This is a genomic window from Streptosporangium subroseum, assembly GCF_900188345.1.
Taxonomy (GTDB): Bacteria; Actinomycetota; Actinomycetes; order Streptosporangiales; family Streptosporangiaceae; genus Streptosporangium; species Streptosporangium subroseum.
Window position 1 is genome coordinate 24,413 of sequence record NZ_FZOD01000002.1, and the last position, 22,349, is coordinate 46,761.

19 protein-coding genes and 2 pseudogenes are annotated in these 22,349 nt (G+C 65.2%); 9 read left to right on the forward strand and 12 right to left on the reverse strand.

Going from position 1 to position 22,349, the window contains the following annotated elements:
- Positions 1-86: 86 nt before the first annotated feature.
- Together CHC08_RS02125 and CHC08_RS02130 are read right to left on the reverse strand one after the other, a co-directional pair.
- Positions 87-1,979 carry a hypothetical protein gene (locus CHC08_RS02125; protein ID WP_143653076.1) on the reverse strand — a complete coding sequence of 631 codons (1,893 nt, stop codon included), beginning with the start codon at positions 1,977-1,979 and terminating at the stop codon, positions 87-89.
- A gap of 223 nt (positions 1,980-2,202) precedes the next feature.
- Positions 2,203-3,276 (reverse strand): helix-turn-helix domain-containing protein, encoded by a 1,074-nt coding sequence (locus tag CHC08_RS02130; RefSeq protein WP_089205434.1) that lies wholly within the window; start codon positions 3,274-3,276, stop codon positions 2,203-2,205.
- A gap of 335 nt (positions 3,277-3,611) precedes the next feature.
- Between CHC08_RS02130 and CHC08_RS47975 the strand changes: the two genes are divergently transcribed.
- Positions 3,612-3,851, forward strand: a complete 240-nt coding sequence (locus tag CHC08_RS47975) for a hypothetical protein (protein WP_143653078.1) — start codon at positions 3,612-3,614, stop codon at positions 3,849-3,851.
- Positions 3,852-4,058: 207 nt separating this feature from the next.
- Here the strand turns inward: CHC08_RS47975 and CHC08_RS02135 are convergent, their stop codons facing one another.
- Positions 4,059-4,256 (reverse strand): hypothetical protein, encoded by a 198-nt coding sequence (locus CHC08_RS02135; protein WP_089205435.1) that lies wholly within the window; start codon positions 4,254-4,256, stop codon positions 4,059-4,061.
- A gap of 937 nt (positions 4,257-5,193) precedes the next feature.
- Here CHC08_RS02135 and CHC08_RS02150 point away from each other — a divergent pair.
- From CHC08_RS02150 to CHC08_RS02160, 3 genes are all read left to right on the forward strand, one after another.
- A protein-coding gene (locus CHC08_RS02150; RefSeq protein WP_089205715.1) for an IS3 family transposase occupies positions 5,194-6,338 on the forward strand; the annotation gives its coding sequence in 2 pieces (ribosomal slippage) (positions 5,194-5,407 and positions 5,407-6,338; 1,146 coding nt in all).
- 235 nt (positions 6,339-6,573) lie between these two features.
- On the forward strand, positions 6,574-7,017 hold the full coding sequence (locus tag CHC08_RS02155; protein ID WP_089205436.1) for a CBS domain-containing protein: 444 nt from the start codon (positions 6,574-6,576) through the stop codon (positions 7,015-7,017).
- Between the two features lie 7 nt (positions 7,018-7,024).
- Positions 7,025-10,771, forward strand: coding sequence for an FHA domain-containing protein (locus tag CHC08_RS02160; RefSeq protein WP_089205437.1), 3,747 nt, complete (start codon positions 7,025-7,027; stop codon positions 10,769-10,771).
- Positions 10,772-10,928: 157 nt separating this feature from the next.
- On the opposite strand, the pseudogene CHC08_RS52855 reads toward CHC08_RS02160, so the two are convergent.
- Positions 10,929-11,351, reverse strand: a pseudogene (locus CHC08_RS52855) (DDE-type integrase/transposase/recombinase); the annotation flags it as partial.
- A gap of 273 nt (positions 11,352-11,624) precedes the next feature.
- Here CHC08_RS52855 and CHC08_RS02170 point away from each other — a divergent pair.
- Positions 11,625-12,656: an aldo/keto reductase gene (locus tag CHC08_RS02170; protein WP_089205438.1), complete on the forward strand. Its 1,032-nt coding sequence runs from the start codon at positions 11,625-11,627 to the stop codon at positions 12,654-12,656.
- Between the two features lie 89 nt (positions 12,657-12,745).
- On the forward strand, positions 12,746-13,090 hold the full coding sequence (locus tag CHC08_RS02175) for a hypothetical protein (protein WP_089205439.1): 345 nt from the start codon (positions 12,746-12,748) through the stop codon (positions 13,088-13,090).
- A 22-nt stretch (positions 13,091-13,112) separates the two neighbouring features.
- Here the strand turns inward: CHC08_RS02175 and CHC08_RS02180 are convergent, their stop codons facing one another.
- The 6 genes and pseudogenes from CHC08_RS02180 to CHC08_RS02205 form a co-directional block, all read right to left on the reverse strand.
- The gene (locus CHC08_RS02180) at positions 13,113-13,634 is read right to left on the reverse strand and encodes a cupin domain-containing protein (protein ID WP_089205440.1); all 522 of its coding nucleotides are present in this window, start codon (positions 13,632-13,634) and stop codon (positions 13,113-13,115) included.
- 389 nt (positions 13,635-14,023) lie between these two features.
- Positions 14,024-14,377: pseudogene (locus CHC08_RS52860) on the reverse strand (helix-turn-helix domain-containing protein); the annotation flags it as partial.
- 318 nt (positions 14,378-14,695) lie between these two features.
- Complete coding sequence (locus CHC08_RS02190; protein WP_218825091.1) at positions 14,696-15,454, reverse strand: alpha/beta fold hydrolase; 759 nt, start codon at positions 15,452-15,454, stop codon at positions 14,696-14,698.
- A complete protein-coding gene (locus CHC08_RS02195; protein WP_089205443.1) occupies positions 15,451-15,729 on the reverse strand; it encodes a hypothetical protein in 279 nt (92 codons plus the stop codon). Before CHC08_RS02195 ends, CHC08_RS02190 begins: the two co-directional genes overlap by 4 nt.
- Before the next feature lie 462 nt (positions 15,730-16,191).
- Positions 16,192-17,040 (reverse strand): hypothetical protein, encoded by an 849-nt coding sequence (locus CHC08_RS02200; protein WP_089205444.1) that lies wholly within the window; start codon positions 17,038-17,040, stop codon positions 16,192-16,194.
- Positions 17,037-17,471, reverse strand: coding sequence for a hypothetical protein (locus tag CHC08_RS02205; RefSeq protein WP_218825092.1), 435 nt, complete (start codon positions 17,469-17,471; stop codon positions 17,037-17,039). Before CHC08_RS02205 ends, CHC08_RS02200 begins: the two co-directional genes overlap by 4 nt.
- A 107-nt stretch (positions 17,472-17,578) precedes the next feature.
- On the opposite strand from CHC08_RS02205, the gene CHC08_RS02210 reads away from it, so the two are divergent.
- A complete protein-coding gene (locus CHC08_RS02210; RefSeq protein WP_089205445.1) occupies positions 17,579-18,814 on the forward strand; it encodes an IS4 family transposase in 1,236 nt (411 codons plus the stop codon).
- A gap of 1,336 nt (positions 18,815-20,150) precedes the next feature.
- On the opposite strand, the gene CHC08_RS02215 is transcribed toward CHC08_RS02210, so the two are convergent.
- Positions 20,151-20,525, reverse strand: coding sequence for a hypothetical protein (locus CHC08_RS02215; RefSeq protein ID WP_218825093.1), 375 nt, complete (start codon positions 20,523-20,525; stop codon positions 20,151-20,153).
- A 282-nt stretch (positions 20,526-20,807) separates the two neighbouring features.
- Positions 20,808-21,302: a hypothetical protein gene (locus CHC08_RS02220; protein WP_089205446.1), complete on the reverse strand. Its 495-nt coding sequence runs from the start codon at positions 21,300-21,302 to the stop codon at positions 20,808-20,810.
- A gap of 202 nt (positions 21,303-21,504) precedes the next feature.
- Here CHC08_RS02220 and CHC08_RS02225 point away from each other — a divergent pair, with 202 nt between their 5' ends.
- Positions 21,505-21,912: an NUDIX domain-containing protein gene (locus CHC08_RS02225; RefSeq protein WP_089205447.1), complete on the forward strand. Its 408-nt coding sequence runs from the start codon at positions 21,505-21,507 to the stop codon at positions 21,910-21,912.
- Positions 21,913-22,158: 246 nt separating this feature from the next.
- A complete protein-coding gene (locus CHC08_RS52275) occupies positions 22,159-22,290 on the forward strand; it encodes a hypothetical protein (protein ID WP_275937141.1) in 132 nt (43 codons plus the stop codon).
- Positions 22,291-22,349 lie beyond the last annotated feature (59 nt).

The following is a 22,349-nucleotide window of genomic DNA, read 5'->3' on the forward strand; positions in this document are numbered from 1 at the left end:
GAATTCGGAGCGCAGGCCGCGCCCCTGGGTGCAGTCTGAGGTCCCAGGGGCGCGGCTGCGTCAGTTCGACCGCGACCTTCCCGTGCCTACTTCTTCGGCACGTACAGCCGGATGTTGTCGATGCGGGCCTGGCCCTCACCGACGTTCGTGTACGGCTCACCGATGACGAAGTAGTCGGGGTAGGCCGAGCCGGCCGGCCACTGGTTGTCCCACGTCTTGGAGCCGAATGCGCCCTGCGCGGTGTGCGACGTGTTGAACTGGCCGTTGTACTCCTCGGCGTCCACGTTGTAGTGGAAGATCGGGACGTTCGCCCCGATCACGCCGGCGTCGTCGTCGATGAAGCCCCGGGTGAACCGGTAGGTCTGCTTGCCGACGTTCTTGAAGACGCCGCTGACCTCCATCGTGTAACCCGCCGGGGTGCGCTCGATGGCGAAGGCGTAGTCCTTGTGGGGCATCAGCTCGGGCTGCAGTTCCACGGCCGACTTCTGCACGCCGGAGACCGGCCGGCGGTCGCAGCTCGTCACGAACGTCTGCGACTGGCCGAGCGAACCCGTGAAGTAGAGCATGTTCACCGTGGTGCGGTTGCTCTGGTCCCAGGGGTACTTCTCACCGGTCAGCGAGTTGCAGACGTCGTAGCCGTTCGTGTTCCGGGACGGGGCCGGGCTGAACTGGTCCATGAGCACCTTGCGGTGCCAGTGGTACATCGCCAGGTTCCGGGGCATCGCCGGGAAGTCCAGGATCGACATGTAGTGGAACGCGTTGTACGCCTCGTTGCTGTCCTCCCGCACGGAGTGTGTGGCGCAGGGGTCGGCCGGGTCGATGTCGTTCGGGTCGCCGACCCAGGGGTAGAACGTCTTGCACTCCCCGAGGGTGTACCCGTTGTACTTGCCGTCGTAGAACAGCGAGCCGTTACGCAGGCCACCGAAGTCGAGCGTCTTGAGCTCGTACTCGATGCGGTAGTACTTCGGCAGCGGCTCGGTGTTGCGGATGATCGCGCCACCTGTGTATTGAGGCACGGCGATCTTGGCGACGGCGCCTACGGTCTCCAGCTTCTCCGTCTTGATCGACGGACGTTCGGCAGTGTCGGTATAGCTGTCGTCGACCCGCCCGCCGCTCTCTCGCGCGGAGAGGGACGCCGTGAGCCAGCCGTCCTTGCCGAACTCGGTCTCCTGCCGGTAGGTCCGCATGGTCGCCATCGACGCGTCGAACTCGGGACCGAGCTGAAGGCGGTAGAGGTCGCCGTTGTCGTCGTTGAAGTCGTCGACCGGCTCGCTGTAGTCGTCGAGCACCCACGGGCTGGCCTCAGTACGGATCTTCTTCTCGAACGGCTCGTCGTACTTGAGCTTCCAGCGGATGGGGACGGGTTCCGGCTCGGGATCGGCGGCCGCGCACGGCGGCGTCACGCCGTCGTCGTCCTGGATGATCGCCAACTTCACGCTGTGGAAGGTCACCCCGGCCGAGCCCGCCTCGACGCGGAAGTCGGCGCCGCCGTTCTCGCGGTTGGCGAACCGGGCGTCCATCAGCTCGAAGCCCGCCGTCTTCCACGTGTTCGACCCGGTGCGGTTCACCGAACCCGTCGAGCCGTACGCGCTGCTGGTCGAGTCGTACTGGACGCGGAATGTGGCCCCGCCCTCGTCGAAGTACTCGACCTGCAGGCACGCGACGAACGCGCCATCGAAGGCGACCGCGTCGTCGACCTGGAAATACATGTGCTGCGCCGGTGCCGAGGTCTGCACGGTCTTGCGTGCGCTCAGCCCGCCAACCGTCACGGGTGCGGTCGTGCCGTCACCCTGCTCGATCTGGCGGAGACCGTTCTCCTCGTTGACCTCGCCCAAGATGATCGAGGCGCTGGGCCCGTCCGCGGCGGCCGACGTCGCGGCGGTCGGCGTCGCGGCGAGGAGCAGAGATGCCCCCAGGGTGACCACGCTCAGGGCCGCCACGGCCGAGCGACGTCTGCGATTGCGAGTTTTTGCTCTCATTGCGCTTCCTTCTTCGTTGAGCAAGGCGTCCGTTCGTGCCGCTCCGGGCCTCGGGGCCGCGCGTGAGGCGCGGCCCCCGTCACGGGTGCCGATGTGCGCTGGTTCGGTTCACTCGTCGGTCACGCTCGCGCGCGGTAACTCCTTCCCGCCACCATCGGTGAGCACGAGCGTCGCGGTCGCACCGGACTCGACAGGTGCCGAGAGTTCGTGCGAGACGTACGCGTCACCCGTGAGTCGCACTCGTCAGCGTGCTTCCGGTCGAGTCGTCGACCAGGGCGGCCGTCACGTCCTGGCCGATGAGGGTTGTGAACACGCTGGCCGTGACCGACACACCTTCGTCGTCGTGGGCGAACCCGACGTGCGCGGCGCCGTCGGCGGTGGCGTTGGTGACGTCGGCGAGCCCAAGCGCCGGCGCCAAGGACTCCGTCCACGAGCCCGTCTGGTGCGGCTGGAGGACCGCCGGGGAGAAGAACCTGTCGGACGTACCCGCCCAGAGCTCGATGTATGGCCGTTCGGACGACCCGCGCCGGAATATGGTTGTGTCGAAGGAGCCGTTCTGTCCCCACTCCCAGAACTTCATGCCGGGCGTGATGGTTTTGTCCCCGACGCGGACGGCGCTTTCACGGTTCTCGTGGTTCACCACGCCCCAGAAGTTGTTCTGCGGGGTGGTGGCCAGATCCTGACCGTAGGCGATGCCGTCGCCACGCCACTCGCTCATCTTCTTGATCTTGTCGAGCACGAGATAGCGGTCGGTCGGCGTCTGCGGGTGAGCCGGCTGCTCGACGTCGGCCATCCAGCGGTAGGCCGAGTCGCACCGGAAGGTGTCGACGTTCGTGACGATGTCCATCGTCGGCGAACCCCAGGTCGACTCCTCGCCCGGTGCAAGCGTGGTACAGGTCCAGTACTCGTAGCTCTTCGCCGTGTCCGTCGGGTTGTGCAGCGCCACGGACATGTCCACGGACGGGCTGTCCTCGAACACCGTGTAAGGGACCTCGGCTTCGATCTGCGTGGCCCCGTACGCGAATCGGCTGGGCCGGTCGGGATGGTCGATCGTGTCCTTCTTGGTCATCGTGATGTCGACGAGCCGGTACCGGCCGCCGCCGTCCTTCTCCAGGACGCCGAGCTCAAGCAGGGATGCGGCGTAGCGGTGGGCCGTGCTGACCGCGACATGGGACGCGGCTGCCAGATCGTACGGGCTCGCACCCGCTGTGCCGGCGGACGCCACCGTCTCCAGCAGTTCGAACGTCTTGGTCGTACTCGACGACTTTCTTGTCGCCGGTATTTCTGTCGTCACCATTCGAATAACTCGAATCCTCTTCGATTTGGTACTGATCACAGCCTTGATAAATGCGAGACCCTTTGTCAAGGGTTTCGATTCGTGGACTTTCCTGGCTGATCGACGGATTCCTAACCGGGCATTCGAGTATGTCGAATCGACGGTTCATCCTGACACCGGCGTGGGCCGTCGACGGCCGCGGCCACGGTGATGGGCACCGCGGCAACCGGTTACGCCGCTTGTCGCAAGGGGAGACAGACTCCCGCCGCACGTCGAGCGCGAGCCCGGTCACCGGCAGGCGGCGTTCGAAGGACGTCAGGCGCACGCTTGCTCGTGCCAACCCTGAGGTCCACTCGGTGGACTTGGCCACCAGCTGCGTTGTCAATGGCCAGTTGCTAAGTGAATCAGAACAACTTGAGGAGGGCCTTGCATTAATTGTGGAAGGCCTCCAGATCGCTGTAGAGCGGGATTTCCCCGATATCGTCCGCGTGGCAATAATGCTCCTCCGCAACCTTTATCAGCAGAACCCTTCGGAGGTCGCGGAGACGTGGCGCAAGGCGACCTCAACTGAACCGCCGGAGTGGATGACGCAGTGATCATCTTGGCGCAGAGGGTGGGCCCGTCCATCAAGCAAGCGAAAGCCTTCAGCCAGCCCTAAGCCACGCCGCACGCCCGATCCCTAATTGCGAGGAGAATTGGTAATGGCGTTCCAGGGTCTTTTGATGACGGGCGGCCAGGTGCTGGGTGTGGCGGGCGCTGCGGCGGCGTGGAAGTCGTTGCCGTCTTCTCGATAGTCGATATTGCTAGCCATGACCGCCTAAGCGATGACAAAGCAGGCTGTCGGCGACGGCGTCCTTCTTAGCGTGCTGTTTACCGAAGCCGCGGCCCAGGCGGCGCAGCCGGGTGCCGATGCTGGACCGGGTGCGGGCGGTGACCCAGGTTGCCTCGACCATCGCGGCCCTGAAGCTGGCTTTGGCGGCGATGGCGCGATTGCGGGACACGCACGGGATGATCAAGCGGGGGCGGCACTGGTACAGGTTGTTTGCCCAGGTCAGATCAGTTGGCGGAACGGTTCCGGCCGCGCTCTCCTAATGCGGGTGTCGCATGTTCGAATCATGCCGGGGGCACCTGATTGACCTTGTGGTTTGCCGTGTGACCTGGGTGTTCTTCCCGGTACGGCTTGCGCCCGTGTGCAGCCGTAGGCCGTCGGGAGCAGCCCTCGGCCGGAAAGCCGTACCCCACCGGTGCTATCGGGTGACAGATAGCCACTACCCGGACGCCACAACCTCGCCGGCCGTGACCTGAGGAGGGTTCGGAAGCAGGGAGATAAGATTCTCCCGCACGAAGTCCGCAGCCCTTTTGGTGGATTCTTCGGCCCCAGCTTGATCTTCAAAGACGCCAGTGGAAACCATTACCCCACCCCCTGCGTCGACCCAGTAGTAAGCCACGAACCCGGGGACCTGGCGAATGAGCGGCACGAACCCCTCACTCACTCGGCGTCCCGCCTCGGCGGGATCGGTTACCCCCTCGTATCGCCGTACCGTTGCGTACATAGCTGGCCTCCTCCCTAGGCTCAAGATCACCCATGAGGGCGACATACCCCCACCCAGCGTCCTCAGCGCCAAGGGGCTGTAAATGAATAACACGCTCAGGGTCACACGGCTGTAAGTGTGACGGTGGAGTTCCATTCCGGCTGCCAGTCGTGGCGGCGGAGGCGGGTTCGCTCCAGTTCCCGCATGTCCTTACAGGTGATCTTTGTGCCTCGGGTATTCGCCCGAGCCGCGTCCGGCGTGGATGGTCAGCCGGTGCGGGTGGTGGTCCCGGCGATGAGGTTGGAGTTGACCCGGTTTGGTGGACACCTGATTTCTGGGGAACCCTGGTTCCCGGAAGAAGGAGTTCACTGTGCCGAACAACTATCCGCCGGAGTTTCGCCGGCAGATGGTCGAGCTGGTGCGCGCGGGACGGTCGCCGGAGGAACTCGCCAAGGAGTTTCAGCCCTCCGCCCAGTCGATCCGCCTCTGGGTGCGCCAGGCCGACCTCGACCAAGGCCGCCGTGACGATGGCCTGACCAGTGCCGAGAGGGATGAGCTGGCCAGGCTACGTCGCGAGAACAAGATTCTCCGCGAGGAGAAGGACATCTTGCGTAAGGCCGCGGCTTTCTTCGCGCGGGAGACGGATCTGCCGAGATGAGGTTCCGGCTGATCCATGCGGAAAAAGACCACCATGGTGTCTCCCTACTGGCCCGGGTGCTCGGTGTGTCGCGCCAGGGCTACTACGCCTGGACCAAGCGCGGTCCGTCGACGCGTACCCGCCAGGACCAGGTGCTGACCGAGAAAATCCGCACGCATCATGCGGCCTTCGATGAGATCTATAGGGCGCCACGGATCCACGCTGACCTGCGCGAGATCGACGGCATCGGCATCGGGCGCAAACGAGTGGCCCGGCTGATGCGCGCGGCCAGGCTGGCCGGGGTGAGTCGCCGTAAGGACTGCCGCACCACGATCGCCGACCGGCGAGCGGTCGCCGTAAGTGACCTGGTGCAACGGAAGTTCACCGCGGCCGAGCCGAACCGGATCTGGACCGCCGACATCACCTACGTGCCGACCTGGCAGGGCTTCCTCTACCTCGCGGTGGTGCTCGACGTGTTCTTGCGGCGGATCGTCGGCTGGGCGATGGCCGAGCACATGCGCACCGAACTGGTCACCGACGCGTTGGCGATGGCAATTCATCAGCGCCGCCCTGAGGCCGGGGTGATCCATCACAGCGACAAAGGCGGTCAATATACCTCGATCGCCTTTGGCCGACGCTGTGAGCAGGCCGGCGTGCGCCCCTCGACCGGCCGCACCGGCACCTGCTTCGACAATGCCATCACTGAGAGCTTCTTCGCCTCGCTGGAATGCGAGCTGATCGACCGGCGGACCTTCCGCACCAGGTCAGAGGCCGAGCGCGCGGTCTTCGCCTACATCGAGAGGTTCTACAACCCGCGCCGCCGTCATTCTGCCAACGGACAGCTCAGCCCCATCGAATACGAGCGACGCCAAGCTCTCAAGCCCATTCACGAAGACGACTATGCTGCCGCGTAGTCGAAAGCCCTGATGTGTCTACCGAACCGGGGCAACTCCACAAAGCACAGCAGAGCCCATTCTGTTAGGCGCACTTAGAGCACGTGTTGGGCGGCTGATCTGACGTATATGCCGACCGCGTCCGGGTGGATGTACACCCATTAGTGATGGATCTATACTCGCGGCTAATTGCGTCTGATGAGTGACCAGATAACCGATTGCGCAGGGCGACCGTTGGGCGGACCTGGGAGGTGGCATGCTGGTCAGCGACGTCATGACGGCATTTCCGGCCTACATACGGCTCGGCGCGACCATCCGGCGGGCGGCTGAGATGGTCAGCGTGTCGGAGGTCGGCCAGCTGATGGTTCTGGACCACGACGGCCGGTTCGTCGGGTCACTGTCCGAGGAGGACCTGGTGCGGGCCATGCTGCCCGGCTTCGACGATGTGACCGCCGGCGGCGGTACGCTCGCCGACGCGTTCCGGATTTTCCTGGAGCGGGGCCGCGACCTCGCCGACCGTGTCATCGACCCCCTCGTCACGCGCGACACGGCGACGGTCCGACCGGTCGACGAACTCGCCCGGGCGGCGATCGTGATGATCGAACGCGGGATCCGAAGGCTTCCCGTGGTCGACGATGGGACCCTCGTGGGCACGCTGTCCCGGGCCGATCTGTGTCGCGCGGTGATCTACCATTCTTGAACTCCGGTTGATCCTCGCTGATCGGCACACCCGAGAGACCAGCGAGCGGGTGTGCGTGCTGCCGGCCACTCTCGGCAGGGACAGCGGTGCGGCGGCGGTTGTGCTGGACGACGGCGCCGTCTCCCGGCGCCACGCGCGGCTGGAGTTCGTCGACAACCATCTGGTGCTCACCGATCTCGGCAGTTCCAACGGAACCTACGTGAACGACGCGCGGGTGACGCGCCAGGTGCTCGTCCCCGGGGATCGAGTGCGCATCGGCCGATACGAGCTGACGTGGACGTTCCTCGACCCGGAGGTTACGGCGTTAGTCGATCTGAACCAGCTGACCATGCTGCGGCCGGTTGGGCCGTCGCGTGTCGCCGCACGACGCGTGGTGGAGGCCGCCGAGGCGCACAACCGGCGGGTCGGGCACGAACTCGATGGATTCCTGTCGCTTGCGCACGGATTTCTGCCGGCCGAGCCGCCGCTGCTGGCCTTCCCGGAATCGCACCAGGCCTGGGACGAGATGACCGGCCGGCTCCCCGACCTGTTCCGTCGGCTGTCGCTGCGCCGGGCCTTCGACGCAATGCCGGTGCTCGACGCCCGGCCTGCGGCGTTGCCCGACCGATACCTTTTGCGCGCCTCGACTTTGCTCGGCGTTTTCGCCCACGCCTATCAGTACATGGCGATCGATCCGCCGACCGCTCTGCCCGAGTCGCTGCTGCGACCGTGGACCACGGTCTCGCGCCGACTGGGCAAGAAGCTCCCGGCCGTCTCCTACATCGATCTGTTCTTCTACAACTGGCGGCTGCGCGATCCCGGCGGGCCGCGGGCGCTGGACAACATGGACCTGCTCGTGCCGACCTGGAACAACGCTGCGGAGCGGGTGTTCTACCTGGTCACCACCGAATTCGCGATGGGGCTCACGCCCGTGCTGGGCGCCATGCTGGATGCTCAGGAGGCCGTTGTCGCGGACGATCCGGCCGCCTTGGAGAGCGCGCTACTGATGATCCTCGACCGGCTGCAGCACGTCACCCAGACCATTTATCCGCAGATCGATCCCAACCCCCGCGCCCGGCATCCGCTCGACCAGGTGCTGTGGGCCAAGACGGTCGGCACCGCGGGCGTCCCGATCTTCGACGGCGCACCCAGCCCGAGCGGCACCGCGCAACCGCAGATCCACGCGCTGGACGCGTTTCTCGAGCGCCGGGACTACGGTTCGGTGGTCGGGCAACAGAGCGTCTATCTCGCCGGATTTTTCCCGCGGCACTGGCAGGAGTTGGTGGCCGCGCTGCGCGAGGTGTCGGTACGCCAGTACGTCGAGGACACCCGCAACAGCACCTTGCGCGGCATTTACAACGCCATGCTCGACGCCTATGTAGGCGACCGCGGCTGGATGGGCCTGCACCGCATCAAGGCGTACGGCTTCCTGGAGGTGGCGTTCAAGGTTGGCCGGCAGGTGACGACCGGTGCCCGGTTCACCGGACTGTTCAAGGATCGGACCTGGGACAAGGTGGACGGCGAGCTGGCCGTCGTCCGCGAGGAGCGCCGCCCACCGGTGGGTCCGCCGGTGGTGTTCGGGACCGCCCGCCGAGGCCGTGTCGTCACCGGAGAGTCCGGCGCCTGGACCTGCTACTTGGAGATCGACGTCACCGGGCAGGGTGTGCACCACTTGCCCGGTGACCGGGTCGGCGTGCTGGCCGAGAACGACGAAGAGCTGGTGCGCCGTACCGTCGCCGCCCTGCAGGCGACCGGCGACGAGCTGGTGCCTCTCACCCCGAAGTGGCGAGCGACGGTGGCCTACCGGGCAGGCTACGGCGAGGTCGACGTGCTGCCGCTGCGGACATTGCTGCGCTTCGCCCGGCTCCGGCCGATCGGACGGGAGGTGGCGAAACAGCTGGTGAAACTGACAGCCGTGGGCGCATGGCAACGAGTGGTGGACTCCCGTATGGAGGACCAGTGGGAGCTATGGGACGTCCTGAACCTGTTGTACGCGGGCGGATATGACGTCACCCGGTTGTGGAAGGCCGATCCACGGGAGGACGATGCGTTCTGCGCGGTGATTCCGCCCGAGCCGTTCCGGTTGTATTCGATCGCCTCGGCGCCGCCGCCCGGCCAACCGGCCACCACGCTGCGGTTGGTGGTCGCTGGCCTCGACTACACCTCCGCCCGGACGCCGTGGTCGTACCCACGGGAACGGCAAGGCACGGCATCGCATTTCCTGCGCCGGGCGAGCGTCGAGGGTCGGCACCGGCTGTCGCTGCAGATCACCTCCGCGCCCCGGTTCCGGCTGCCGGCCGATCCTGCCCGGCCCGTCCTCATGTTCGCGGCCGGTTCCGGGATCGCCCCGTTCCTGGGGTTCGTCGCCGCGCGCACCGGGTCGGGCGAGAATCGGCTCTATCTGGGGATCCGGACGCCGGAGGAATTCGTTGAGCGCACAGACTTGGACGCGGCGGCGGCCGCGGGCCGGCTGAAACTCTCCGTCGCGTTCTCCCGCGCCGATGCCGCGATCGAATTCGACGGCTTGCGCCACGTCGTCCAAGCCGGACAGCGGCGCCGGGTGGACGACGTGATCCGCGCCGAGGCGGACGCACTCTGGGAGTTGCTGCGGTCCACCGATGAGGGCGGCCGCAGCGCATTCGTCTACGTGTGCGGCAGCGCACGGTTCGCCGTCTCCGTACTCAAGGCGTTGACCGACATCGTCCCCGGCGACGGCCGCGAATTCCTCCGCCAACTGGTGGCCGACGGACGTCTGGGCGAGGACGTCTTCACCACATATATGGGCCACGCGCAGCAGGGTCCCCGCTTCGAGGTGTCGGATCTGGCGCAGCACACCACCCCCGACGTGGGCTACTGGATGGCGATCGGCGGCGCGGTGTTCGACGTCAGTGAATTCCTGCACCTGCATATCGGCGGGCCGCACATCATCCGCAATTACGTCGGGCTCGACGCGACCGCGGCGTATCGGAAAGTGCTGCACCACACGCACGCCGAGATTGACGCACAACTCGCGATGTACCAGATCGGCCATCTGCGCCGGCTGCAGTTCGGCGCCCGGTGGGGCGTGGGGCTCACCGAGGACGGTCTGCACGCGCTGCCGCTGGAGGAACTGTTCCGGACCTGGGTACGGTTCGTGTACCTGCTGGTCGGCATGGAAAATGCGTTGACCGCCGACTACGGATTCACCACGTCGGTCACCACCTTGGGCGAAGATCCCCGGGAGTTGACGCCCTTCAAGGCGCAGTACGTCCTCGAGGCCCACCGGCGGTTCATGGTCAGTTATCTGGACGGGCTGGTGCACGAGGAACTTCGCACCTTGTGGCAACTCACCGTCGGCTTCTGCGATCCGCACCTGGACATCCGGTCCTTCGACATCGATCTCGCCGCCATGTCCGCGCGGTCGGATGTCGGGCTGGTCCGGAATTCCGTATCCGCCGTTAAGGAGCTGCTGCTCGCCGGGGACGATTTCCGGCAGGTCACGGCGCTGTGCCGCATCTACGCGCACGCCGACGTCCAACTGCTACGCGACCTGAAAAATGCTGTGCTGGAAGGAATTCGGGCGTTCGAGATCCACGAGGCCGACGTCGTCGAGCAGGCGGGAGCCACGCTGCTGAACGCGGCGCACGAGGCGCTCGCTGCGGTCTCGGCCTACTACCAGCGCCTCGCTGAGCAGATCCGCGGCCAGGGCATCACCGTCAATGGTGCGGTCGAGGAGGCGATCCCGGTCGACCGGGGCCTGCCCGGCCACGGTGGTCCACTACCGCTTCCCGATTGACGCTCGATCGCGACAAGGGATCAGCGGCGGCGGACGGGAGGACGGTCTTCGTACGATCTGGATCGACCGGGGAAGCCGGCCCAAGCACGAGCACAACGCCGATCATGTCGTCGGCGATGCCCTGGAGACCATGACGATTTCGGCTACCTGTCACCCGATGAGCGGAGCTCCTCGCCGCGGGCCCGTGATCGGAGTGAAAGATCGCCCCGGTCAGGTCCCCGTCCCACGTGACGACGGCGGCCCGCAGCGCGTCGGTCACCAGTTCGATCCGCAGGTGATCGGCGATCGACCAGCCGGCCAGGCGGCGTGAATGCAGGTCGAGCACGGTCGCCAAATACAGGAACCGGCCGTCGCAGGCGGGCAGGTACGTGATGTCACCCACATACCGCTGGTTCGGCGCGTCCGCGGTGAAATCCCGATTGAGCAGGTCATCCACCTTCTGGTGAGAGGACCCGGGCACCGTGGTGCGGACCTTCTTGCGCAGATGCAGCCCGACGATGCGATGGACGCGCATCACCCGGGTCACGCGCTTGTGATTGACCCACAGTCCCACATCACGCAACTCGGCGGTGATGCACGGCTGCGCCGGTTTCGTCCTGCTCCGCCACCGCATCCTCTTGGGCTGACGCTACGTCACCACCGAAAGAGAGACAGAGCCGTTTGATTGACAGACCCGGGGGCGGCCGGGCATAGAGTGAAATGCTGCTCATCGGCTGTGGCCACGACGTATTCGAGTGGACCAGGCATCAGGATTCATCGTTCTCGACGATCGAACGGATCAGTTTCTTCTGTTGGACAGCTCAATCCGAGTCGCGCAGACTTCGCTATGGATCTCGTCGAAGGAGGCAGACCGATGGAGTACCGCACCTTGGGCAGCACCGGCACGGTGGTGTCCTCGCAGTGCCTGGGCACGATGACGTTCGGCAAGGAGAGCAGCGAGGAGGTGTCGCATGCTCAACTCGACCGGTTCGTTGAGCGCGGGGGGAACTTCATCGACACCGCCAATGTGTACTCCGGGGGATTGTCCGAGGAGATCGTTGGTCGCTGGTTGGCGGCCCGGCGGGGGCTACGGGATCAGCTCGTCATCGCGACGAAGGGACGTTTTCCGATGGGGGGTGGGCCCAATGATGCGGGCCTGACCCGCACCAACCTGTCCAGGGCGTTGGAAGCGAGTCTGCGGCGGCTTGGGGTCGAGACCGTCGACCTCTACCAGGCGCACGCCTGGGATCCCCTGACCCCGATCGAGGAGACGCTCGGCTTCTTCGACGACGCGGTGCGCGCCGGCAAGATCCGCTACGCGGGCGTCAGCAACTTCCTTGGCTGGCAGTTGCAGAAGGCGGCGCTGCTGGCGCAGTTCCGTGGGCTCGCGCCGATCGTGACGCTGCAGCCCCAGTACAACCTGCTGGTGCGTGACATCGAGTTCGAACTGGTGGATGTGTGCCGCAACGAGAATATCGGGATCCTGCCGTGGTCGCCGCTGGCCGGTGGCTGGTTGACTGGGAAGTACACGCGTGACCATGCGCCGACCGGCGCGACTCGGCTCGGCGAGGACCCGCAGCGTGGCATGGAGGCCTATGCCCCGCGCAACGCGCAGGAGCGCACCTGGCAGGTCATCGACACGGTGCGGCAGGTCGCCGAGGTGCGTGGCGTGTCCATGTCACAGGTGGCGCTGGCCTGGGTCGCGGGCCGGCCCGCGATCACGTCAGTGATCCTTGGCGCACGCACGCTCGAACAGCTCGACGACAACCTCGGCGCAGCCGAGTTGCACCTGTCCGAGAAGGAGACAGACCTGCTCACCGAGGCTAGCTCGCCAATCGTGTCCGACTATCCGTACGGCACACCGGGCATCCAGCAGCGCTCGCGTGTCCTGAACCCTCCCAATTGATCAAGAGTCCTTCGCCGGGAGCAAGGACTTCCAGACGGAGCGAGTGTCCCGGTCGACCATGGCGACAATTACCATTACGACAATCATCGGTGCAGGTCAAGCCGCACGTTGGTATTCCTGAGGACACCGCCGAGTCGGTCATGTCGGCAGACGTCAAGTCGGGTGATCTGGGCTTGGTCGGTGCCCGGGGCAGGGAGCGGTCGGAGTGGGGCGGCCTGCCGGAGGATCCGGCGAGCCCGGTGTTCGTTGTAGAACGTCTCGAACTCGCGCAGGGCATGTATGAGGTGGCGCTGGTTCTGCAACTCGACATCTCGTCCGACGGCCGCGCAGTGGTCAGCCACGCCGGCTCACGCCTGCTGACGGACCTGCCACCGGCCTCACCAAACGCTTTCACCAACGCACTGCGTGAACTTATTGCGGCGACGGCATGGTGAAGTGGCTCGAGTCGACGGTTGGTTAGGGCGTGGGCGTGGGCGTGGACCCCGGGGCGACGATGGTGATCCCATGGGTGGCCCACACCGCGGATACACGGTCGGGGTCCGGCATGGGGACGTCCGGGCCGGGGACTTGCAGCTGCTGGGCGGGGTCGCCCAGCTCGCGGATGAGATCCTCGAACCCGGCTGGATTACCGATGAGCAGCAGTCGGCCCGGTCCGTCGTCGGACACCCGGAAACCGTGGGGCACGTCGCGCGGCAGGAACACCAGCGACCCCGGGCCGATCTGCCACGACTGCGACCCGCACACAAAGGAGAACCGACCATCGAGGATGTAGAACGTCTCGTCCTTGCCGCTGTGGATGTGCACCGGCGGCGCATAGCCGGCGGGCACCAAGGATTCGACAATGCTCAGCCCGCCGTGCGTCGATCCTCCGTCCAGCTTGTTGATGGCCAATGACCCCAACCACCAGAACGCGTCGCCCTGGTCCTTGTCGAGAACGAAGCCTTGCGGGGTCGTTCCGGGTTCCGAGGCAGAGCTCACTGTGGCCTCCGATGCGTCTTGACGGGCTGGTCGGCGTCAGATATCACTCTATGTGAGCGGTTGAGAACTGCCACGCAGCCTGGGCCGGTGTTGACTATCCGCTGTTCGCGCCGGCCACGGTGGGTCCGGGGATCGGGCTGTGAGAGCATCATCCGGGGCTGGATCAACCGGCGATGCGGTCCACGGCGGGGCGACGCGTACGGCGAGCAGGTGAGGTCGGCCCGAAGGCCGCACGCCAGACGATCCGCGGTCACCGCGATGTCGGTGCTGTAGTTCACGTAGTTTTGTGCCCGGCTGTCAAGCAGAGCGGGGGAACAGTCTGAGCGCGTTGTCCCGTTCCACGCCGCGCAGTTCGTCCCCGGTGAAGCCGTCGAAGCCGGTGAGGTTGGCACCTCCCGGCTGATCGTGGACGGCGCACGACCCAGCTCGCGTGCGATCTGTCGGATCGACACCTTCTCCCGCACCCGGTCGGCAATGTGAATGCGCTCGTCTTCGCGCAGGTAGTGAGAGGGCTCATCAGAAGGCGGTGCCTCCGATCCAACAGGAGGCACCGCCTTCTTGTCGCCGCCAGGCGAGTGGTGACCGTTGCGCCACTTTCTGCCCGTGCGCAGGTTGATACCGACGATTCGGCATGCCTCGCGGCTGCTGAGGCCTTGATCCATAAGGCGGAAGTATTCCTCCCGCTCATGGGTCAACCTCTTCGGCCCCTGCGGTTTCCGGTCCTTGCGGATCTCGAAGTTCATCGCATCCCCTGAGCTGGGGTGTTGCGACGACCTCTAGAACTTAAGATCTCCCGGAGGGCCTTTTTTGTGCCCGTACAGCAGTGTTGTACAGCTACGCGGGCTCACACAGACGATCTCCTACGGACAGCAAGCGTCAAGGTCGGGGCGGCGCAGTTGGAGTGAGAACGACGAGCATTAAGGGCTGGCGCCCCAGCCCCGGTCACGTCCAGCGGAGTGGTGTATGAGTTGATCTCCCTGCGATCCTATTGCTGCAGTTTAAGCCGTAAGTGTCTGCAGGAGGGGGTCCTGCGGTGTGTCGCCGACGCGTTCGGATTTGCGTCAGATGCCGGGGCTGATGGCCGGTGGGGTCCGGATGACCCGGGCTACGTCAGCGGGCGCGCTGTAGTTCAGGGTGTGCCCGGCGCCGGGCACTTCCACGAGCTTTCCCTGGGGAAGCAGGCTGGCGACCCGCCACGCCCACGCCTGGGGCACGATGAAGTCGTGTGCTCCGCGCATCACCACGGCGGGAGTGCGCACGTGCTGGAGTTTGTCCTCGATTGGGTCGGCGAGGGCGGCGGCGAGTGTGGCGAAGTAGCGGCGCGGGCCGCAGACGAGGTAGTCGCGTGCCAGCACCGGTATGAGGCTGGGATGCTCGAATCTCATGTTCGCCGCCAGCCGGATCCCCTGCCGCCACGCGGAACGTGCGTCCGCGTCCATGGTGGGGCCGATGAGGACTACCGGCCCCAGCAACTCAGGGGCGTGTGTCGCCAGATCGACGACAACCTGGCAGCCGACGGAGTTGGCCACCAGCGGTGCGCCGCCGCGCCCGGTGGCGCGCAGCCATCCGGCCAGTGCCAGGGACAGGCCACGGATGTTCAGCGGCTCGCGTGGGCCGGGCGTCCGGCCGAATCCCGGTAGGTCGACGGCGACCACCCGCGATGCGGGGACGAGGTGCCGGGCCAGGGGGAGGAAGTAGCGGTGCGAGCAGCCAAGGCCGTGAACGCACACCACCTCGGGCGCGGACGGGGGCCCCAGCACGGCGGCGTGCATGCGCGTCCCCGCGGCAGCGGTGATCTCTCGTCCGGTCCAGCCGGTCAACACAGCAGGCGCCGCGCGCCCATGACGACACCGACCAGGGCCGCCATCGCGGCGATCCAGCGCACGGTGGTCTTGCGCCCGCCGTCCCACGAACCCGGCCCAGGCGCCGGCTCGTACAGGTTGCCCGACGTGGCGGGCGCCCGCTCCTTCCGGGACAGATGGGTGTGGTCAACCTGGGTAGCCATCATCCGTTCGGTGCGACCGGGAAACATCTTGGACTGCCGTACCAGGGCACGTCCCGCGGGGCCGACGACGACCTTGTCTTTCACCCTCATGCCGATGGCTCCCCGAAATAGAAGGTCAACAGACCTGCCACGGCCCGTTCTCCTTCCCTCCCCCGGAGGTTTGCACCGAAACAGGACCGCCCCGACCGGGGTGCCCGATGCCCGCGCTGCCAGAGGACGTCTGAAAACCAGGCCGGGGTTCCCCTGAATGCGGACTGGTGGTGAACCAAATCCCGGGGACATCGAGCGTGGCTCGATGGTTGATCATGTGGAGCTTTCTGAAGCTGGAGGAGATTTTGTGGTGAGACCTCTTCTACCGGAAGCTCCACACTGTTTCGCAGGCGGTCATGTTCAGTGGGGTGCTGTACAGCAGCCGATACAGCAACACCGCCTTACACGATCACACGCCACCGACCCGCAACCACCATCTGAGCAGGATGAAACGCTGTTGACCAGGCATCTGCCCTTGCCTACGGATCAGAAGCTCAAATCCCTGCCCACCACGTTGTCCGATCAGCGGGCATCCCAGGTTCTGGATTTCAGGTCGAAGGCCAGTTGCAGGGAGATGTCCTCAGATAGAGGTGAGCCGAGCCGCCACCGCGTGGGAGTGAAACCCATGGTCATCCGCCGCCAGGGATCTCTGTCCAGGATGGTCCCGACCCAGTATGTGCTCTCCCGGAGCATGTTCTCTGCGATGGAGAACTGGGGTTCGGCAACCATGACCGACTCCGTGTCATCGTCGAGAAGCGCGGATCCTCCGAACAGCGCGATCAAGCGGGTAAAGATCCGAGTGGGCATGGTCGGGTCAACGCTCTCCACGTGGAGATAGCAGTCATCGTGGCCTGAATAGAACACGCGTGACCGCGGGAATTCGCGCAAGAGGCAAGAGCCTTGGCTCCAGAGGCGGGAGGCGAGTGCGACTTCGTCCGCCACGTCATCGGAAAGCGGACCCTCCACGTCCAGGACATCGGCACCATAGTGGCTCCAGCTGCCATCAAAGAACCGGTTGAGATCACTCCAGTCCATCGTGAGCAGGTCGCTGGGCGCTGATCCGTGGGCTTGCGCCCAGGTGATGTCCTGGGCAGTGGCCTGGATCCCTTGTTGCCGAGCGATCTCGCGTGGTCGAAGGGGATCGCCGTCAGGGTCGAGCCAGGAGTATTGATCGATGTTCAGGACCACAGCGGTGCTCTGTGTTGTCGGGGTGAGCACGTCGATGAGGTCGCAGGTCCGCGCCGCGGTTCCGTTGACGATATGGACGCCGTGGGAGGCGCTGACGTTGATCGTCAGTGGAAAGCCGGGGCCGTCGAGACCGAGTCGGTTGGTTCCGAAGGCGTTCCAGCCGTCGACACGGACGTCCTTCATGAGCCGCTGTCATCGTGCCGGGTTGCTGCCGACTCGATGATCAGTTGCTCGGGGCGCGGAAGGGCCGCTGGTTCGTCTTCGACGGAGTAAACCTCAAAGCACGACAGGTAGCCGTCCTCGACGAAAAGGAGCGCTCCGGAACCCTCATCGCGAAGATGCGCTGAGATGAGCACGCCGTTCTGCACAGGTGCGCTGGCGGCCCGCGGAGCCGACTCGACGCGGAGATCTATCGTGGCGCATCCGCACGTGCAGCGGCCGGTGACAACGGCGGTCGGAACCTGGGCGCGTAGTTCCTCACTTCCGGGGAAGTCCTGCGCCAGCATGGCCAGCACCACGGCCTGTTCCTCAGACGTCATACGGCGATCGGTCATGGTCACGTGATCTACGGTACGCGAGCGGAGTCCGCGAAAAATCGGCAGAACCGCCGCCACGGAATCTCCGGTGGAGATCGGTGGGCGAAAAAGCCTGATCTTGCTAACGCGGTTGCTAACGACGCCAATGCCGTTTAGATACGGGTTTGGGCTGGTAGCTTCCCCTGATGGCGGAGTGGATCAAGACCGGTGGGCCGTCCCGATTGACGGATCTGGTGGCACTGGGTGCGCTGACGTCGTTGCTGCCGCGGGCGGTCCTGGACGGGGCAATCGAAAAGTACGAGCGCCGTGAGCAGCGGGTGCGGAAGCTCCCTGCGCACGTGGTGGTCTATCTCCTGATCGCGCTGTGCCTGTTTCCCGACGATGACTACGAGGAGGTCGCCGAGAAGCTGACCGGGATGCTCGCGTTGATGCCGGGCTCGCGGTGGGAGCCGCCGACGCGAGGTGCGGTGACGCAAGCCCGGCAGCGGCTGGGCGCCGAGCCGGTCAAGGAAGTGTTCGAGTGTGTGGCCCGCCCAGCCGCCTCCCCGACGACGGAGGGTGCCTGGCTGGGGCGATGGCGGCTGATGGCGATCGACGGATTCGTGCTCGACCTGCCCGACACTCCGGCGAACCTCGAGGAGTTCCCCAAGGACAGCGCGGGCGGCTACGAGACGGTATTTGCGCAGGCCCGGGTCGTGGCCATCAGCGAGTGCGCCAGTCACGCGATTGTCGCGGCGGATGTGTCGGGCTGCTGGGACGGTGAGCAAACCCTGGCCTACTCCTTATATGAGCGGCTGGAGGAGGACATGTTGCTGCTCGCCGATCGCGATTTCTACAGCTTCTACGCCTGGGGCCAGGCCCGCCGTACCGGCGCCCAACTGCTGTGGCGAGTGCAGGCCGGGCTGCGCCCGTACTGGCTGCGGGATCTGGACGACGGGTCCTGGCTCGCGGTCATCACCAACCCTGTGGTCGGCCTGCACAGGTCGCAGAAGGATCGACTGCGTGAAGACGCCCGCCAGGGCCGCTCCCTCGATCCCGACCGGGCGGTGATCGTCCGCGTGGTCGACTACACCGTGCCCGACCGCAAAGGCGACCACATCAGGCTGATCACCACCATCCTCGACCCGGCCGAGGTCACCGCCGGGCGCCTGGCTTCCTGCTACCACCAGCGCTGGGAAGCCGAAACCGGGTTCGACCAGTTAAAGACTCATCTGCGCGGGCCGGGCCGGATCCTGCGCTCCCGCACTCCCGACCTGGCGCGCCAGGAGATCTGGGCCTACCTCCTCACCCACTGGGCCCTGGCCACTCTGATCTGCGTTGCGGCCACCACCGAGGGGGTCGACCCCGACCGGATCAAATTCCTGGCCACCCTGCGCATCGTGCGCCGCTCGGTCACTGACCGGGCGGCCTTTCCCCCCTGAGCCCCACGACGGCCTTTGGACCCGCACCGTCCACCAGGTCGGCCGACCTCGCAACCGCAACCCCGCCCGCCGGCACCGCAGCTATCCCCGAGCCGTCAAGCGCGCCCGACGCAGCAGCTACAGAGAACGCCGCCCCTCCGACAAGGGCATCCGGCACGCGGGACCGCCCACCGTCGCGTTACTGCCGCGGCAACCTCGAATCAGAGCATGATCGTTAAATAAACGGCATTGGGCTAACGACGCCCCTGGACATCGGTGGACGTCCCTGGAAGACGATCAAGTGGAGAGGGGCTTTGAACAGGCGTTTGTGACACTCGTAGACGTCGATGGACGAGCTCGGCCTTACTACGGATCAGATGTTCGGTGCGGAGTTGCCACCTGGCCCTAAGCAGCACGAAGAGCATTGGCCCCGAAGGACAGAGTTTCTTTCAGCGATCGACGTACATGGCAAAGGGGCTCGGAGGAGGGTCGTAGGTGACCCGCACACGCAGCTCCCAATGGCTGGGCTTGTCTGTGTTCTCCCTGGCTGGTCGACCGCACGGGCAAGTCCATGGATCGGTGTCGTCAATGTCTTCGATCGGTGGCCAGAATCGGAACCACACCTCCCGCGTCTGAGGCTCCTCTCGCCCTGCTGGCCAGTGCTCGATATGGAAGCGGTAAGGCTGGTTGGCGTGAATCAGAAGCGGCAGGCTGATCGGCGTGCGGGATGTGCCGTTCCAGCCTGCGGCCTGCACTCGATATGCGCGTGGCACGGTGATCGTAGCGAATAGGCTCGGCGACCCACCGATCGCGCTGTCTTCAAGAGTGGCTGCGACCTTCCCAGGATGTGGAGGCGCCAGCCTGTCGTGCCGATCCTCGCGCTCATCGTGACGTCGTTCGGCCTCAATCCCGGAGAGTCTTGCAGCCTCATCAGCCGACCTGCGCGCCGCTCTGGCGGATACTGCGGCGAAATACCCCGCTCCCACAGCGACGACAAAGGCGGCCAAAGCGATCCAGTCCCCAGCGTCCATAGCCGATTACCGTAGCTGTGGAAGGACCATGAGGGTGGAGTAGCGGAGAAGTTCTTGGTCACGTCCAGCGGAGTGGTGTACAGCAACACCGCCTTACACGATCACACTCCGTCGGACCGCATTCACCGTCCGATTAGGACGAGGAGCCGCCAATAAGGCTGTGCCCTTGCAATGAAGGGAACAGCGTTGGATGACTCCCCCTCTGCGGAACATGTACGGAATGATCAAGAACAAGATGATCGGCAACTGTGTCGTTTCGGCAGGTCACGGTAGCCATGCAGGGCGAGAGGCGATCGCACTTCTAAAGCGGTGCCTTTCGGAATCGGTCATCTCCGCATGAAGGGGACCGTATAGGAGGGCTGTCGGCCATTCATCGCGTCAATCAGGTCGTTCTCGGTCAGGTTGAGTGTGAAGGCGCTACCTGCTTGTTGTGGGTCCCAACCGTGATCAATGGCCCTGCGTATGGTCGCCGTCACGAGCGCGGGTTGTATGGCCATCGCTCGTTCCCCGTACCAGGCATCCGGCCGAGAGCAAGGAAGCGACACCAGGAGAACGCGCCCCGGCCCATCAGCCGATTCCACTGCAAAGGTCAGCGGTCCCCAACTGTTTGCCTCGCAGTACGTGGGCTTATGGCGGACCCGCCAGCGGTAGGCGATGCCGTCGACCGTGATGAGCCGTGAGCCCTTCTTGGGGATCGACATGAAAACAGCCTCCTGCTCTGGTCCGTGGGAGAGCCGAAACCAATGACAAGTGACACGAGACGCCCGCAAGCTTAACCCCTGCTCAGTCGCATGATCGAGTGATTTCCGCAGGTGGCTGGATCCGGTGCCGGAGATCACTCAGATTTACGAGGGCAGGGCGCAACAAGGGCACACGATGGCGCGGGACGCTCGGAAACGCCGAGAACCGGTGAGAGCCCGAGATGCAGGTGAAGTGCCCGCCTGGGATATCCGCCCAGGTCTGGGACCGGGCCTTCTCGACGCTCAGGGGGTATGCGTCGACTCCTCCTCACGGGAGGGGCGCGAAGCCTCCGCCGGTGACCAGAACTGCACTTTGAACAGGACCAAGCTGATGATGTCCGTCGTGAAATCCTCATCGCTGAGAAACTTGCGGTGGATTCGGAACCGCCACTCTTGATCTCGGCGGCCGAGGTCGAACTCCTCGTTGTACGTAACGCCCCCGGACCAGGAGCTGATCGCGTAGACCTTCCCGGAGGTCAGGTGGATGCTTCCCGACTGGCTCTCATCCCAGTCCGTGGCGGCCGGCTCGCCGTCCCAGAGCTCGTACTTGATGAGCGCGTGATCGCAGTGGGTGGGGTCGAGCGCGATGGCGTTGAGGCTGCTGTCGGCCCAGATCTCGCCGGTGGCGAAGAAACCGGAGATACGATCCTTCGCGTCGACGTCTTCGACGTCCACGATCCCCTCCAGGTACCGCTGTATCTTGCGCGGGTCGAGAAGCGTTTTGATGATCTCTGCCATGGCGCTCCCTGCGAGTGTGCTGGATACATGCGCGCTGATCATGGCGCACGGAGCCGACAATTTGGACAAGAAGGCTGCGCCACCGGCGTTCCGTCACGGCGGGGCGCCAGCGGGACCAGTACGCCGCCCGTCCGCCTGCTCGGCTGAATAAAAGGCGAAGAGATGGAGTGTGGTGACGAATGCTCCGTGAAATGATCACGACATGATCGATGCTCGGACCGGTTGGTACTTCATGCACGCTTCGGTCAAGGGCGTGGTGCTGGTGGACGGTCGAGTGTTGCTCTGCCGGAATCCGCGGGGAAAGTGGGAGCTTCCGGGAGGATGGCCATCGAAGGATGATGCCACTCTGGCGGATGTCGTTCAGCGGGAGGTTCGGGAAGAGAGCGGTCTTGACGTGGTGGCGGGTCCGGTCGTTGGTGCGGAGATCTTCGATATCGAGGGCGCGGGGAAAGTGCTCATCGTGGCCTTGCGTGCCACGGTGAGCGGTCCGGTTTCCCTGCGCCTCAGTGGAGAGCACAGCGACCTTCGATTCTTTCCATTTGACCAGCTTCCCGAAGACCTTGAGTCCGGATATGCCCCGCTGATCAATGCGGCGAGCCATACCGCATAGCCCGAGTCTGGGTGACCAACTGGGTGACAATGACCCTGGACGGAGCCGGACACCTGTGGACCACCGTGGACCGCACGCCGAGCTCAGAGCCGGTATCGGCCCTGATCAGGTACGTGCCCCGGTTGCCTGGGGGTCAGGAGGGCTTGGTGGCTGAGGGCAGGACGCCTACACCTTCGCGATCTCGACGCTTACGATGACGCCATGGGCCTGGGTAAGGGGAAAACAGAGCACTCCGGAGCGCGTGACATGAGCCGCAAGCATGGGCACTGGGGGTTCACGGAGGAGGCGAAGGCGTGGGCCAGTAGAGCTCGCCGGCGCGATGAGAAGGACGAACTGGAGACCGCGCTCGACGAGCTGACGGACGATGAGTCCGAATAAGAGGCGAGGGCGCTAGCGGGTCCAGTGTTTGATTGTCGGCCGAACTGTCCTTACCTACC